Here is a 15894-nt window from a genome sequence, read left to right as displayed (position 1 = left end):
CGATGCGCACACGACTGGCCGCGGTGCTGCTTGCGTCAGCGGCGCTTCTCCTCGCCGGATGCACGGCCGCCGCCACACCCGATCGCAGCGAGGATCGGCCGCCGGCGCTCATCGAGGTACCCGGCGATCACGCCACGATCTCGGAGGCCGTGGCCGAGGCCCGCGACGGCGACACGGTGCTCGTCGCCGCCGGCGTCTACCGCGAGACGGTCGCGATCGACACCCCCGGCGTGACTCTTCGCGGTGCCGACCGCAACGGGGTCATCATCGACGGCGACGTCGTCCGCGGCAACGGCGTCGTTGTCTCGGCGGCACGGGTCACGGTGCAGAACCTGACCGTCCGCAACGCGACGCAGAACGGCGTGCTGGTGACCGGCATGCGCGACGACGAGGGGACAGCGGTCGGCGGACACGACGGCTATCAGGCGCTCGACTCCGCCGACTTCCCGCTGCTCGACGGATTCCGGGTCGACCATGTCACCGCCTCGAACAACGGGCTCTACGGCATCTACGCCTTCAACGCATCGAACGGGGTGATCACGGACTCGTACGCCTCGGGCGGGGCGGATTCCGGGATCTACGTCGGGCAGTGCCAGGGCTGCAACATCGTCGTCAGCGGCAACGTCGCCGAGCGCAACGCGGTCGGGTTCGAGATCGCGAACGCCGGCGGTGACCTGCAGGTCGTCGGCAACCGTTTCGTCGGGAACCGGGTGGGCGCGACGATCAACTCCGACTACCAGGAGGCGTATCTGCCGCAGGCGGGCGCCGCCTTCGTGGGGAATCTCGTCGCCGCGAACGCTCAGGAGGACACACCTGAGCAGGCAGAAGGCGGCTTCGGCATCGGGGTCGGCATCGCCGGCGGGACGGCGAACGAGGTGCGCGCGAATCGGATCGCGGCGAACCCCGTAGCCGGTCTCATCGTGACCTCGGCCGAGGACCTCGCTCCGATCGACAATCGGATCACCGACAACGTGTTCGAGACGAACGGTGTGGATGCCGTGTACGCCCCTGGCTCACGCGGCGCAGCCAGCGGGAACTGCTGGGAGGGCAACGTGCTCACGGCGACGTCGCCCGCCGACCTCGCGACGGTGTCGCCGTGCTCCGCCCCGCGCGACCTGGAGGCAGGCAGCATCCCGACCTCGGCGTCCCCGCCCGGAATCCCGTTCCCCGACGTCGCCGCGCCCCCGAAGCAGCCCGATCTCGGCCCCCTCGACGCGCCGGCCGAGCCGTGGGGCGGCGCCGCAGCCGTGCCGTCGCCGGGGGCCGACGTGGCGCCGGTTCCCGATGCGACGCTGCTCGCCGACAGGGCCGACATCGCCTGGTGAACGATCCCGTCGCCGTGGTCCGGACCGGTGACCTCACTGCCGAGAACGGATAGGCGATAGCGGGCGAAAAAGTGTGATCTCCGCCGTAATACGAGCAGAAAAGGCCCGGAATAACACCATTCCGGTGAGTTCGGCGGTTTCGACGACCGGCTCTGCGGGCATTGTCCGTCTCGCGCACTGTTTGCTCTGAGACCATCCGGCGGCGCGCCCTGGGCGCTACTTTTCCCTCACATCGCAGTCGCAGCACCCGTAGCAGCACTCCGATGTCGGCACCCCAGAACGTGAGCCCTCACTCACGACCCCGACGTCCGACCACGGTCGGCGTCGTCCCCATCCCACCCCATTTAGCATCATCGCGACGCGACACCAGTGATCCCTCTCGGACCCTCCGTTCCCGGTAGGCCCCGCACCTCCTCTCGTCGTACCCGCACCACCACACCGTGAGACCCCCTCGGCGCACCTCCCCACCTCTTTCTCTCGACGAGGGGGCCTCACATCTCCTCGTGGATCCCCTGGTCTCCTGGTGGATCGAGGATCCTCACGTACCCCTGACGGCTCACTTCCGTCGCTTCGAGAGCTGGTCACGCCATGTCGCAGACACGACCCTCCCTGTTCCGCCGCTTCGTCTCGGTCGTCGCCGTCGGCATACTCGCCGTCGGGACCGTGCTCGTCGCCCAGCCGGCTGCCGCAGCGCCCTCCGCCGTCTCGGCCGGATTGCTCGCCGACGGCACCCCGCCGTTCGAGGCGACGACGGGCGGAGGCGTCGATGCCGGCGCGACGAACGGCGTCGTGCGCACGAACGACACCGTCCAGTACAACTTCCAGTACTCGTTCGACGGCGGCGGCGCGACCAACCCGGTGATCCGCAGTGAGCTGCCCGCCGGGATGTCGTGGGTCAGCGTGCCCACGGAATGTTCTCGCGCGGGATCGGCGATCACGGCGGGGCCCAATGGTGCTGCGACCATCCTGACGTGCAACCTTCCGACGACGACCTCGGGAGTCTCGTCGCGGATCACTCCGACCGCGCTGGTATCGCCGACCGCGGCCGTCAACGTCGACGGCACGGTGCGTCCGGTGCAGTTCACCCTCGACGACGACGGGCCGGCGGCGCCGCTGGTGTCGAACGTGGCGAACGTCACCATCTCGCGCGACACCGTGCCCTACTTCGACTTCGCGCTCAGCAACGTCCTGCAGGGGGCAGTGCCGTCGGTCGTCGGACCCAACGGACCAGAGCCCGGGACGACGCTCACCTTCTATTGGCGGGTGAACCTCGAGCGACCCTTCCCGTCGGCGGCCAACGGCGATTCGCTCCGCGGCGTCATGTCGCTGGGTAACACCATCACTCTGCAGCACGACCTCACCGGGATGCCGGCGTTCTCCAGCATCCAGGCGTGCAATGGCGTGCAGACCACGTTCCGCGGCCCGAATACGAGCGGCGGCACCCCGAACGGCGTGACCAACTCGGGCGCGATCTCCTGCACCCCCGACGGCCAGATCGTGATCACCGGCGCCGACACCTCGTTGAATCACTTCCCGACAAACTACAGTCGGGCAGCGATATCGCGTGCCACGGTGATCACCATCCCGAACTCGGTCATCGCCGCGGGAGCGGATGGCATCCCCGGTACCGCCGATGACGGAAGCTTCCCGTACACAATGCGCTACACCGGATTCGATCCCACAGGGGTCAACGGAACGTCGAACTTCGGCGGTGGCATCGAGCCACTGGCGAACAACGTCTTGACCGGTACCGTCACCGTTCCCACGGGCACGATCTTCGGAAAGAGCTACGGTTCGAGCGGATTCGATCGCCGGGCGACGAACGGCACACGGGTGGCGGCGGTGCTGAACGGCACCGTGCAGAACCTCGTGCCCGCAGAGCTCCTGCAGTGCGACGTCTTCGATCACACGGCCTACGAACTCGGCGGCCTCCCAACACCCGCCGTAGGTTCCGGATCGCTTCCCGCCTACGTCATCGAGTACGGCGCCCCGGCTGTCTACCCGGCGACCCGCACTCAACTCGAGAATGCGAACTGCGCGAACGGCGATGCCTATTGGAGCGCGGATCGCACCGACCCGGCTCTTGGCGGCGGGCTCACCATCGACGGCTTCCGCTCCGGCATCGACCGCATTCGCATCCGCTGGGCGAACCCTGCCGCGAACGTCGCGCATTCCCTCCGCGTGCCGATGCGCGTCGTCGGACCCTCGGCCTACAACGGCAACGATCTGGTCAACCGCGGCGTGCAGACGGTCGACGGCGCTCGGCTCTCGCGTGCTCAGGACGTGCTCACCTGGACGCTCGGGCTGCTCGGTGTGACCAAGACCGCGCCCGAGCAGTCGCCGGGCACGGGCAACCACTACACGGCAGGAAACACGATCCGCTTCAATCTGCAGCCGACGCTGCAGATCCCGAACAACGGGACGCCCCCGTCCCCGGTCGACGGGCTCGTCGTCACGGACATCCTGCCCGCGAACGAGCCACGGCTCACGATCGCGCCCGGCTCCGTCACCCAGCCGGCGGGTGTGATCCGCGTCGAGTACTGCAGCGTGTGCGACGGGAGCGATTGGGTGTCTGACGTGATCCCGCCGATCCACGGCGTGCGCTGGACCTTCGGCCCGACGCCCGCGGGTGCCACGCTGCCGCAGCTGTCGTTCGCGGCGCTCACGACCGTCGACACTCCGAACGGCACTCCGTACGTCAACAGCGCCACGATCTCGGCTGCACCCTCGGCGAATTCCACCCCCCAGACCTCGACGGCGACCGTCATCGTGGATGCGCCGTCGACCGTGCTCGCGAGCAAGACCGCGGCAGAGCCGCTGGCCGGCGCGAATGGAACGGCGTCCTACTCGCTCGTGCTGCGCAACAACACGGCGACGGTCCTGAATCATCTCGACGTGATCGACGTGCTGCCGGCGAACGGGGACGGACGCACGCCCCCGACGATCTTCAGCGGCGAGTTCAGCTCGATCGCCGCCGCCTTCAGCCTTCCCGTCGCGCTCACGACCTACGTGAGTTCGGCGTCACCCGCCGCGCTGGACGCAGCCGACGGCACGGTCGATGGATTCGCCGACCCGAGAAATCCGGGAGATGTGGGCTATACAGCCCCTGGCTCGGGCGTCTGGGCCTGCACCCTGGAGGACGTCACCGCAGACGCGCCGGGTTGTCCCTCCATCGAACAGGTCACGGCCCTGAGGTTCGCCGGCGACGCGCCCGGCATCCTGCCGGCGCAGAGCACCCTCAGCATCGACCTGAGTCTCGGGATCCAAGACGCCGTCAATGGCGACCAGCTGTCGAACCGGTTCAACGCCCGCGTCGATGCGTCGCAGCTCGCCCTCCCCGTGCGCTCATCGGATTCGACCGTGCAGGTCGTGACGCCGTCCGTCGATCTCGAGAAAGACATCTGCGTGCTCGCGGATCCGGCCGGGTGCGATCCCGAGAGCGACGCGAACTGGGCCGACTCCACCACGGTCGCCGACGGTGGCACCGCGGTCTTCCGCATCCGGGTGACGAACACGGGTCCGACGACCGCGTTCTTCACGGTGACCGACGATCTCACGCCCGGGCTCGCTTACGTCCCCGGTTCCGTCGCGGTGTCAGACGGCGACCCCTTCGACTTCCCGCCCACGTGGACCATCTTCATCCAACCGGACGCGGTGTCATGGCTCACGTACCGAGCCGTCGTCGAGCCCGGAGCGACCGGCGTCACGAACACGGCGACCGTGGACGTCGAGGATTTCTTCGGCCAGACGGCGACGGACACCGACACGGCCAGCGTGTCCGCCGCAACTCCGGAACTCACCCTGGTCAAGTCGATCGCGGGCACGACCGACGTCGACGGCAACAACCGCATCAACGCGGGTGACGTGATCGCCTACGCCTTCGAGGTCGAGAACACCGGCTCGCTGCCCCTTGCGACGGTCGCTATCGACGACCCGCTCATCACCGACGCGGTGTGCCCGCCGGGCACGCTGCAGCCAGCCGCAACAGTCACGTGCACCGGCAGTTACACGATCACGCCCGCCGACATGGATGCCGGTGCGGTCGAGAACACCGCGACCGCGATCGGCTCTCCGATCTCGGGCGACCCGGTCGAGTCCGACCCGTCGACGGCCACGCAGCCGCTGCAGTCGGGCCCCGCGATCACGCTCGAGAAGACCGGCACGCTCGCCGACGCGAACGGTAACGGCGCCGCCGACCTCGGGGAGACCGTCTCGTACTCCTTCCTGGTGACGAACTTCGGCGATGTGACGTTGACCGACATCGCGGTCACCGACCCGAAGCTCGGCGACGTGACGTGCCTGGTCGACGAGCTCGCGCCGAGCGCGACCACCACCTGCACCGCCGACGACGACTGGACCGTCACGCAGGCCGAGGTCGATGCGGGAACGGTCGAGAACACGGCATCCGTCGTCGGCACTCCCACCAGCGGCGCCGACCCCGTCGACGACGAGGCGACCGAAGAGGTCCCCACCGCTCGCGCGGCGTCGCTGTCGCTCGTCAAGACCGCTGACCCCTTCATCGTGACTGCCGCGGGCGAGACCGTGACGTATTCCTTCGAAGTGACCAACACCGGCACGACGACGGTGACCGACGTCGCGATCCAGGAGCTCTCGTTCACCGGCACCGGCGGTCCGATCGTGGCCTCGTGCCCGGCCGGTCCCGTAGCGCCCGGCGACAGCGTCACCTGCACCGCCGACTACGAGGCGACTCAGGACGACATCGACGCCGGCGCCGTGCTGAACTCCGCCAGCGCGACGGCCACCGCCCCCGACGGAGTCGGCGACCCCGTCTCCGCGCCGTCGAATGCGCGCTTCGACACGCTGCGGCTGCCCGTGCTGACGCTCGAGAAGTCGTCGACCGACAGCTCATACGCGGCGGTCGGCGATGTCGTCGACTACGAGTTCCTCGTCACGAACGCGGGCAATGTCACGATCGAGGAGATCGCGATCGCCGACGACCGCATCGACGCGGCGGCGGTCTGCCCGGTGACCGAGCTCGCACCCGAAGAGTCGACGACCTGCACCGGTTCGCACACGGTGACTCAGGCCGACATCGACGCGGGCGAGGTCGTGAACACGGCCACCGCCTCGGGCGTGGACCCGGCGGGCACGCCCGCCACGACGGCCGAAGACACGGTGACCGTTCCCGGCCCCGATGCCGCTCCCGCGTTGACCATCGAGAAGTCCTCGACGGATGCCGCGTTCGCCGCGGTCGGCGATGTAGTCGACTACGAGTTCCTGGTCACCAACACCGGGAACGTGACGGTGACGGACGTCGCTGTGACCGACGACCGCATCGACGCCGCTGCGGCCTGCCCGGTGACGACGCTGGCCCCGACCGAGTCGACCACCTGCACGGGTTCGCACACGGTGACCCAGGCGGACATCGATGCGGGGGAGATCGTGAACGTCGCGTCGGCTGCGGCATCCGACCCGGCCGGCGGCCCGGTCGAGGCTCCGGAGGACACCGTGACGGTGCCCGGTCCCACGGTCGCACCGGGGCTCGCACTCGAGAAGACCTCGCTCGACGGCTCATTCGCGGCCGTCGGAGACGTGATCGACTACGAGTTCCTGGTGACGAACACCGGCACCGTGACGGTGACCGGTGTGACGATCGTCGACGATCAGATCGATGCCGCCGCCGTCTGCCCGGTGACGTCACTGGCGCCGACCGAGGCGACGACCTGCACCGGCTCGCACGTCGTGACGCAGGTCGACATCAACGCGGGCGGGGTCGTGAACACGGCGTCGGCTGTGGCATCCGACCCCGCCGGCGACCCCGTCGGCGCTCCGGAAGACAGCGTGACCGTGCCCGGCCCGGCGGTTGCTCCTGGGCTCACCCTGGAGAAGTCGTCGATCGACACCTCGTTCAGTGCTGCGGGCGACGTGATCGACTACGAGTTCCTGGTGACGAACACCGGCAATGTGACGGTCGATGCGCTCGCCGTCGTCGACGACCGCATCGATGCGGCCGCCGTCTGCCCGGTCACGCAGCTCGCGCCGCTCGGCTCGACGACCTGCACGGGCTCGCACACCGTCACTCAGGCCGAGGTCGACGCCGGCGAGGTCGTGAACACCGCCACCGCGACCGGATCCGATCCCACAGGGGCGCCGGTCACGACGCCGGACGACACGGTGACCGTGCCCGGTCCGGACGCCGCTCCGGGCCTCACCCTGCAGAAGTCGTCGACGGATGCCTCGTTCGCCGCGCCTGGCGAGGCGGTCGAGTACGAGTTCGTCGTCACCAATACCGGGAACGTGACGCTGACCGGCATCGCCGTGGTCGATGACCGCATCGACGCTCCGGCGGTGTGCCCGGTCACGGCGCTGGCCCCCGAGGAGTCGACGACCTGCACCGGCTCGCATGTCGTGACTCAGGCCGAGGTGGACGCCGGCGAGATCGTGAACGTCGCGACCGCGACCGGGACCGATCCGTCCGGCACCCCGACCTCGTCGCCCGAAGACGGCGTCACCGTGCCGGGTCCCGACGCGGCTCCCGCGCTCACTCTCGAGAAGTCGTCGATCGACCTCTTCTATGCGGCGGTGGGAGACGTGGTCGACTACGAGTTCCTGGTGACGAACACCGGGAACGTCACGGTCACGGACGTGGCCGTGACCGACGACGCCATCGACGCGGTTGCCGTGTGCCCGGTGACCACGCTCGCCCCGACCGGGCAGGCGACCTGCACCGGCTCGCACACGGTGACGCAGGCGGATGTCGACGCCGGTGCTGTCGTGAACGTGGCTTCGGCGACGGCGACCGATCCGGCCGGCGACCCCGTCGATTCTCCGGACGATGTGGTCACGGTTCCCGGACCCGTCGGTGCGCCGGGCCTCTCGCTCGAGAAATCGTCGACGGATGCCGCGTTCGCGGCCGTCGGCGATGTCGTCGACTACGAGTTCGCGGTCACGAACATCGGCACCGTCACGATCACCGACCTCGCCATCGACGACGATCGGATCGACGACCCGGCCGTGTGCCCCGTGACGACTCTGGCTCCGGAGGCCGCGACGACCTGCACCGGATCGCACACGGTCACGCAGGCCGATGTGGACGCCGGCGAGGTCGTCAACGTGGCGACCGCTGCGGGGGAGAACCCCGCGGGCGATCCGATCGGCTCGCCCTCTGATTCGGTGACGGTTCCGGGTCCGGATGCTGGGCCGGCGCTGACGCTGGAGAAGTCGTCGACCACCGCCGCGGCCGGGGATGTCGTCGACTACGAATTCGTCGTGACGAACACGGGAAATGTGACGCTCACGGGCATCGCGGTGGTGGACGACCGGATCGACGCCGCCGCCGAGTGCCCGGTGACGGAGCTCGCTCCGACCGAGTCCACAACCTGCACCGGTTCGCACACGGTGACGCAAGAGGAAGTGGATGCCGGGGAGGTGGTGAACGTCGCGACCGCGAGCGGTACCGATCCGTCGAGCACGTCGACCACGTCGCCGGAAGACACGGTGACGGTCCCGGGTCCGGATGCTGCACCAGCGCTGACGGTGGAGAAGTCGTCGACGGATGCGGCATTCGCCGCAGCCGGTGATGTCGTCGACTACGAATTCGTCGTGACGAACACCGGCAACGTGACGCTGACCGGCGTCGCCGTGGTCGATGACCGGATCGATGTCCCGGCCACGTGTCCGATCTCCGTGCTGGCTCCGAGGGGTTCCGTGACCTGCACGGGTTCGCACACGGTGACCCAGGCCGACGTGGATGCCGGAGCGGTCGTCAATGTCGCCACCGCGACCGGTACCGATCCGGCGGGCGACCCGACGGCGTCGCCGGAGGACACGGCGACGGTGCCGGGTCCGGATGCTGGGCCAGCGCTGACGGTGGAGAAGTCGTCGACGGATGCCGTATTCGCCGCAGCCGGTGATGTCGTCGACTACGAATTCGTCGTGACGAACACCGGCAACGAGACGCTGACGGGCATCGCGGTGGTGGACGACCGCATCGACGCCCCGGCGGTGTGCCCGGTGACGACGCTCGCACCTGCGGAGGCGACGACCTGCACGGGTTCGCACACGGTGACCCAGGCGGACATCGACGCCGGCGAGGTGGTGAACATCGCGTCGGCGACAGGCGAGTCGCCCTCCGGTGACCCCGTCTCGTCTCCGGATGACAGCGTGACCGTCGCCGGTCCGGCGACCTCGCCCGCACTGACCATCGACAAGTCGTCCGACGATGCCGACTACACGGCCGTCGGAGAGGTGCTCGAGTTCGAGTTCCTGGTGACGAACACCGGGTCGGTGACCCTGAGTGACATCGCCGTAGCCGACGACCGCGTCGATGCGCCGCCGGTCTGCCCGGTGACCGAGCTCGCGCCGACCGCATCGACGACCTGCACCGGGTCGCACACCGTGACCGCGGCGGACGTGGCAGCAGGCGAGTTCGTGAACGTGGCCATTGCGACGGGCACCGACCCGTCGGGTACGCCGCTGGCGAGTGAGCAGGATGCCGTCACACTCCCGGGACCGGATGCCCCGCCGACTCCGACTCCGACTCCGACGCCAACGCCAACGCCGACGCCAACGCCAACGCCGACGCCGACTCCGACGCCGACTCCGCCGTCGGGAGGGTCGTCGAGCACTCCGCCGCGCGGCACGCCGGGTGGCCCGGACGGCTTGGCAGGCACCGGAGGTGGCATCCTCGTCGGCGACATCGCGGCGGCGGCCCTGGCGCTGTTGGTCGGCGGCTGGCTGGTGACCCGCCGGCGGGTGCGCGCGAGTCGCACCGGCCGCTGACGAAGCGACCCCGTCCCTCCTGCGACAGAGGGGCGGGGTCTCGTCCGCTCCGCGAGAGGTCGGTCAGAGAGCCGTCGTCTTCACCGGAAGCAGCAGCAGGAAGCCGGCGATCAGCACGAGCACGATCCCGACGATCCCGAACGCCGTGGCACCCGTGAGCACGATGAGCAGCGTCCACGCTCCGGACGACATCCAGCTGGCCGCCCGCCCGGTCGTGGCATACAGGCCGAAGATCTCGCCCTCGCGCCCGGCCGGGGTGACCCGGGCGAGGAACGACCGCGCCGCCGCCTGGGCGGGGCCGACGAACGCGCAGAGGATGAGGCCGCCGATCCAGAACACGATCGTCCCGGCATCCACCAGGAAGAAGACGGCCAGGCCGGCGACGATCATCGACGCGAGCGACACGAGGATGATCCGCTTCGGGCCGTACCGGTCGTCGAAGCGGCCGGCGATGATGGTCGAGACGCCGGCGATGAGGTTCGCGGCGATCCCGAAGATGACGAGTTCGAGGAATCCGAAGTCGAAGACCTGGCCCGCGATGATCGCGCCGAACGCGAAGACGCCGCCGAGTCCGTCGCGGAACACGGCGCTCGACAGCAGGAACCAGAACGTCTGCCGCGTCTCGGGATTGCGGTACAGCCCCGCGACGTCCTTCACGAGCAGCGCGTACGAGGCGAAGAATCCGACCTTGCGCTCCGGGCGTCCCAGTGACGGCTCGGGCACGTTGAGGAAGATCGGGATGGAGAAGACGATCGCCCAGATCGCGCAGCCGACGGCGATGATGCGGAACGGCAACCCGCCGTCCTCCGGAAGGCCGAACCAGTCCAGCATGTAGAACACGACGACGAGGACGAGGGCGATGATGCCGCCGATGTAGCCGAAGCCCCACCCCAGTCCCGAGATGCGACCGACTGTCTTCGGGTTGGCGATGCCGATCAGCATCGCATTCGAGTTCACCGCGGCGATCTCGCCGAACACCGACCCTGCCGAGATGAGGGCCACCCCGAGCCAGAACAGCGTCGGCGTCGGTTCGACGAACCACAGCCCCAGCATGCACGCGATCAGGGCGCCGGTGCCGATGCCGAGCCACAGCTTCTGGCGACCCGCAGCATCCGCCCGCTGCCCGAGCACCGGGGCGATGAGCAGGATCGCGATGCCGGCGATCGTCGACCCCAGGCCGAGCCCGGAGGCGAGGTCGGCTTCGGCCGCGGTGCGGATCGGATCCTTCGCGTCGAGTGCCGCGATGTCCGGCGGGAGGAACGCCTCGGTCGTCAGGTACAGCGCCGTGAAGATGAACGTGAGGATGACCGTGTTGAAGGGCTGCGTCGCCCAATCCCACAGCGCCCACGAGAACACCTGCTTCTTCGGGGCGGGGGTGTCACCGCGCAGGTCGAGGCCGATCACGCCGACTGCGCCGCTGTTCGCCGTGGCGGCGGGCTCCGGGACCGCGCCGCTCTGCGGGGATTCGCTCATCCTCGCAGTCTGGCGTCGCGCGGTGAACGGGCGGTGACGGCGCGCCGCGCTCCCCGCGCCGCAGCGACAGGTCTGTCGGTGAGCCCCGGCCTACGGCCTCGTCTGACCCGCTGCGAAGTAGCGGCGGAGCTCGTCCCGCACCGGGGGCACGTCGCGCGGCGTGCCGGCGTCGCGCAACGACTCGGTCGCGGCGATCCCGGCGGCGACGGCATCCCGTGCCGAGACCGGGGACGTCTCGGTCGCACCGCCATGGCGGACGAAGTCGAGGAATTCGTCGATCAGCAGACGGTCCGCACCGCCGTGCAGGGCGCCGGCCCGGGGTTCAGGCACCACATGCACCTGATCGGGTTGCGCATACCCTCCGTGTCGACGGTTCCACACCTGCACCCGCGCGCCGGTCTCATCGCCAAGGTTCTCGATCCGACCCTCGGTGCCGATGATCGTGTAATTGCGCCAGTAGTCGGGGGTGAAGTGGCACTGCTGATACGAGGCGAGCACGCCGTTGTCGAGTGCCATGTTCATCTGCGACAGGTCCTCCACATCCATCACGGGAGCGAGACCCGTCTGCGTCAGCGGCGGCCAGTTCTCGACGTCGCACCAGTCCGACATCCGCTCGCCTCTGCGGTCGCGCCGATCAGCGATCTCGCCGTACACGCTCAGCGACCCCATGGCGTTGACACGCTCGGTGCGCGCATCGGCGAGCCAGTGGATGACGTCGAGATCGTGCGCGCCCTTCTGCAGCAGGAGGCCGGTCGTGTGCCGACGATCCGCATGCCAGTCCTTGAAGTAATAGTCGCCGCCGTTGCCCACGAAGTGCCGGCACCAGATCGCACGGACGTCGCCGATCGCGCCCTCCCGGATCAGCCGACGCATGAGGACGACGACCGGCATATGCCGCATGTTGTGCCCGACGTAGAGCTTCGTTCCGCTGCGATAGGCGGCTTCGAGCAAGGCATCCGCATCGTCGAGAGTGGTCGCGAGCGGCTTCTCGCAGAACACGGGGATGCCGGCGTCGAGCAGCGGCTCGGCGACGACGCGGTGGGCGTCGTCGGGTGTGAGCACGACCGCGGCATCGAGTCCCGCGCAGAGGAAGGCGTCGAGGCTGTCCGTGACGAGCGCGTCGGGCAGTGCGGCGCGCGCGTCGGCACGCCCGCGCTCGCTCGTGTCGAGCACTGCTGTCACCGTCGATCCCGCATCCGGGCGATGCAAGTCCCGCCAGAGGATCGAGCGCAGACCGAAGCCGACGATGCCGATCCGAAGGTCTTGGCGAGCCACCGCGGTCATTCGTCGGCCGGCCGTTCTGATTCCGCGGCATCCGCGAGCTCGATGGCGATCACGGTGTCGATGTCGTCGGGAAGCGGATAGGTGAACTGCGGGTTGTCGCCGAACGAGAGGAACAGGGTGTCGGGGTACGGCTCGGTCAGCCAGAACGACACCGGCGTGAGCTCCTCGCCCGTGGTCAGCAGCCGCACGGCCCGCACGGCGGCCTTGTCGATGCCGGTCAGTGCCAGAGGCCCGATCGGCCCCTCGAAGACGTGGGCGCAGATCGTGTCGCCTCGCTGCGTGTAGTAGCCCCATTCCGGTTTCGGGACGTCGGCGATCCCCGCTCCGTAGATGCTCTCGCCGTTGCGCTCCATCCATGAGCCGACTTCCTGCAGCATCCGCACCGACTCCGCAGGGAACGCTCCGTCCGGCTGCGGTCCCACATTCAGCAGCATGTTGCCGCCTTTGCTGACGACCTCCACGAGCTTGCGCACGATCGTTCGCGTCGACTTGAACGCCGTATCGCCTCGGAAGTAGCCCCAGTTGTTGTTGTGGGTGAAGTTCGCCTCCCACGGCACCGCCTCGCCACGGACGTTGCGGATGCCCTCGGCGGGGATGAGCTGTTCGGGTGAGACCCAGTCGCCCGCCCAGTCGCTCGGTGTCTCGTCGACGAGCGACCCGAAGCCCCCGCCGCTCGTCTCCAGACGGTTGTTGATGAGGATGTCGGGCTGATGCCGTCGGACCATCGCGAGGAGTTCGTCTGCCTTCCAGGTCTCGCCGACCATCGACCCGTAGGAGAAGTCGAACCAGAGGATGTCGAGCGTGCCGTAGTTCGACACCAGCTCCTCGACCTGCGCGTGCATGTACTCGAGATAGCGAGGGAAGTCCGGCCGATGGTCGGCCCACGCCGGATCGCCCCGGTGCGGGTGGTGGTCGTCGTCGAAGGCGGGATAGTCGGGATGGTGCCAGTCGAGCAGCGAGTAGTAGAGGCCGACTTTGAGACCGCGCGAGCGGAAAGCGTCGAGGAACTCCCGCACGAGATCGCGGCCGAACCCGTTGTGCATCGAGGTGTAGTCGGTGAGCTTCGAGTCGAAGAGGCAGAAGCCCTCGTGGTGCTTCGCGACCATCACCGCGTACTTCATCCCGGCTGCGACGGCGTCGTCCGCCCATTTCGCCGGGTCGAACCGCGCGGGCTGGAATCCGTCGATCGCGTGCTGGTAGTCCTCGATCGAGACGCGTTCCATCGAACGCCACCACGCTTCGTCCTGGATGACGGTGTAACCGCCGAAGTGGACGAACAGCCCGAAGCGGGCGTCCCGGAACCAGGCGGAGCGGGAGAAACGGTCGGTCACGACGGGCCTCTCGGAGAGGAAGGACATCAGCTCTTCACCGCTCCGGCCATGATTCCCGACATGATGTACCGCTGCGCGAGCAGGAAGACGATGACCATCGGCAGGGCAGTGACCACGAGATTCGCGGAGACGAGCGCGTAGTCGAATGAATGCAGGCTCTGAAAGTTGAAGATCGTCATCGGCAGGGTCCAGACGTCGGAGTTGGTGAGGAAGAGAACGTTCTGGAACTCGTTCCAGGCGAAGGTCACGATCAGCACCATGGCGGTGAGGGTGACCGGGCGCATGAGCGGGAAGATGATCCGGAAGAACAGGCGGAACGGACCCGCCCCGTCGATGAGCGCCGCCTCGTCGATCTCGCGGGGGATCTGGCGGATGAAGCCGACGAGCAACAGGGTCGTGAACGGTATCTGTCCCGCGATGTCGACCAGGATGAGCCCCAGGTGCGTACCCGACAGCCCGACCATCTGGAGCAGGCGGATCGCGGGGATCACGGCGAACGGCGCGATGAGGCCGACCAGGAAATAGCTGTAGACGCCCTTGCTGAACCAGTCTGTGCGTCGCGCGATCACGTAGGCCGCGAGCGAGCACACGGCGATGCTCCCGGCCGTCACCCCGACGGCAATGATCACGCTGTTGAGGAGAGCTCGGGAAATCACCGGATCGCTCAGCACGGTCGCGTAGTTCGAGAACATCCAGGTCTCCGGCAGCGCGAAGGTGAAGGTCGCCGCCTCCGCCGATGACTTCACCGAGTTGAGCAGGATCAGCAGCATCGGTGTGACGTAGATGAGCAGCACTGCCGCTGCGGCGATGTAGGTGAGGGTGAGCGGGATCGGGCGTGTCTTCACAGGTCGTTCGCCTTCGTGCGTCGAGCGATGAGGGAGTTGAGAACGAGGGCGATCGCCGTCACGACGACGAACTGGGTGAAGCTGACCGCCGATGCGTACCCGAGATTGGACGTGCTGAGCGCCTTGAGGTTGAAGATCGTCAGCACGCTGGTCGCTGTTCCCGGGCCCCCGCCCGTGGTGGCGATGATGATGTCGAAGGCCTTCATGCCGCCGACGAACGACAGCAGCGAGGTCAGAGTGATCGCGTGCGAGATGAACGGGATCTTGAGGTACCGCGCCATCTGCCAGGCCGAGACGCCGTCGAGGTGTGCGGCTTCGATGAGATCCTTCGGAACCGCCTGGAGGGCGGCGAGCACGATCACCATCGTCCAGCCCACACCCATCCAGGTCTCGACGACGCCGACCGTGTACAGCGCCAGGTCGAAGTTGCCGAACCAGTCCTGCGTGAGGAATCCGAGCCCAATCCCGCGCAGCGCCTGGTTGACGGGGCCGTCGTTCGCGAGGAGGTAGTAGAACGTCGAGCCGACGACGATCGTGGAGAGCATCATCGGCAGGTACACGATCGTGCGCAGCGCGTGGTTGCCCCGGAACACTCGATCGAGCAGGAACGCCAGCGCCACGCCCACCAGTGTCTTCAGCACGGTGACGATGATGGCGTAGAGGAACTGCAGACCCACGGACTTCGCGAACCCCGGGAGATTGTCGATGAAGAGAAGCTCGAAGTTCGCGAGACCGATGAACTGCTGCGTCTGCGACAGCGTCGACGCATCGGTGAAGGCGAGCCAGAGGCCGAGGATGGCGGGGAAGAGGAAGAAGATCGTGAAGATCACGATGGCGGGCAGGAGGAATGTCCTCGGATAGGCCCGCGCGACGAAAATGCTCTTCATTCGTGTC

At 68.2% G+C, this 15894-nt stretch carries 7 protein-coding genes; 2 read left to right on the top strand and 5 right to left on the bottom strand.

Annotated elements, in window-relative coordinates; all coding sequences use genetic code 11:
• The first annotated feature begins 2 nt into the window (after positions 1-2).
• Positions 3-1325, top strand: a complete 1323-nt coding sequence (locus FSY98_RS06650) for a nitrous oxide reductase family maturation protein NosD (RefSeq protein WP_144875105.1) — start codon at positions 3-5, stop codon at positions 1323-1325.
• 588 nt (positions 1326-1913) lie between these two features.
• Positions 1914-10067 carry a DUF11 domain-containing protein gene (locus tag FSY98_RS06645; protein ID WP_144875103.1) on the top strand — a complete coding sequence of 2718 codons (8154 nt, stop codon included), beginning with the start codon at positions 1914-1916 and terminating at the stop codon, positions 10065-10067.
• Positions 10068-10130: 63 nt separating this feature from the next.
• On the opposite strand, the gene FSY98_RS06640 is transcribed toward FSY98_RS06645, so the two are convergent.
• The 5 genes from FSY98_RS06640 to FSY98_RS06620 form a co-directional block, all read right to left on the bottom strand.
• On the bottom strand, positions 10131-11540 hold the full coding sequence (locus tag FSY98_RS06640) for an MFS transporter (RefSeq protein ID WP_144875101.1): 1410 nt from the start codon (positions 11538-11540) through the stop codon (positions 10131-10133).
• A gap of 90 nt (positions 11541-11630) precedes the next feature.
• Positions 11631-12824, bottom strand: a complete 1194-nt coding sequence (locus FSY98_RS06635; RefSeq protein WP_144875099.1) for a Gfo/Idh/MocA family protein — start codon at positions 12822-12824, stop codon at positions 11631-11633.
• Complete coding sequence (locus FSY98_RS06630; protein WP_222119118.1) at positions 12821-14155, bottom strand: alpha-L-fucosidase; 1335 nt, start codon at positions 14153-14155, stop codon at positions 12821-12823. The genes FSY98_RS06635 and FSY98_RS06630 overlap by 4 nt, the downstream gene beginning before the upstream one ends.
• A 26-nt stretch (positions 14156-14181) precedes the next feature.
• Positions 14182-15000 (bottom strand): carbohydrate ABC transporter permease, encoded by an 819-nt coding sequence (locus tag FSY98_RS06625; RefSeq protein WP_144875095.1) that lies wholly within the window; start codon positions 14998-15000, stop codon positions 14182-14184.
• Positions 14997-15887 (bottom strand): carbohydrate ABC transporter permease, encoded by an 891-nt coding sequence (locus tag FSY98_RS06620; RefSeq protein WP_144875093.1) that lies wholly within the window; start codon positions 15885-15887, stop codon positions 14997-14999. Before FSY98_RS06620 ends, FSY98_RS06625 begins: the two co-directional genes overlap by 4 nt.
• Positions 15888-15894: the final 7 nt, after the last annotated feature.

The sequence above is a fragment of the Microbacterium sp. 1.5R genome (genome assembly GCF_007667425.1).
Taxonomy (GTDB): Bacteria; Actinomycetota; Actinomycetes; order Actinomycetales; family Microbacteriaceae; genus Microbacterium.
The sequence above is the reverse complement of the archived record's forward strand: the minus strand, read 5'-3'. Positions and strand labels throughout refer to the sequence as shown.

What these genes read in the sequence shown, in the direction of transcription:
- FSY98_RS06645 (WP_144875103.1), top strand. Translation starts at nt 1,914, where the DNA reads ATGTCGCAGACACGACCCTCCCTGTTCCGCCGCTTCGTCTCGGTCGTC.
- FSY98_RS06640 (WP_144875101.1), bottom strand. Translation starts at nt 11,540, where the DNA reads ATGAGCGAATCCCCGCAGAGCGGCGCGGTCCCGGAGCCCGCCGCCACG.
- FSY98_RS06635 (WP_144875099.1), bottom strand. Translation starts at nt 12,824, where the DNA reads ATGACCGCGGTGGCTCGCCAAGACCTTCGGATCGGCATCGTCGGCTTC.
- FSY98_RS06650 (WP_144875105.1), top strand. Translation starts at nt 3, where the DNA reads ATGCGCACACGACTGGCCGCGGTGCTGCTTGCGTCAGCGGCGCTTCTC.
- FSY98_RS06620 (WP_144875093.1), bottom strand. Translation starts at nt 15,887, where the DNA reads ATGAAGAGCATTTTCGTCGCGCGGGCCTATCCGAGGACATTCCTCCTG.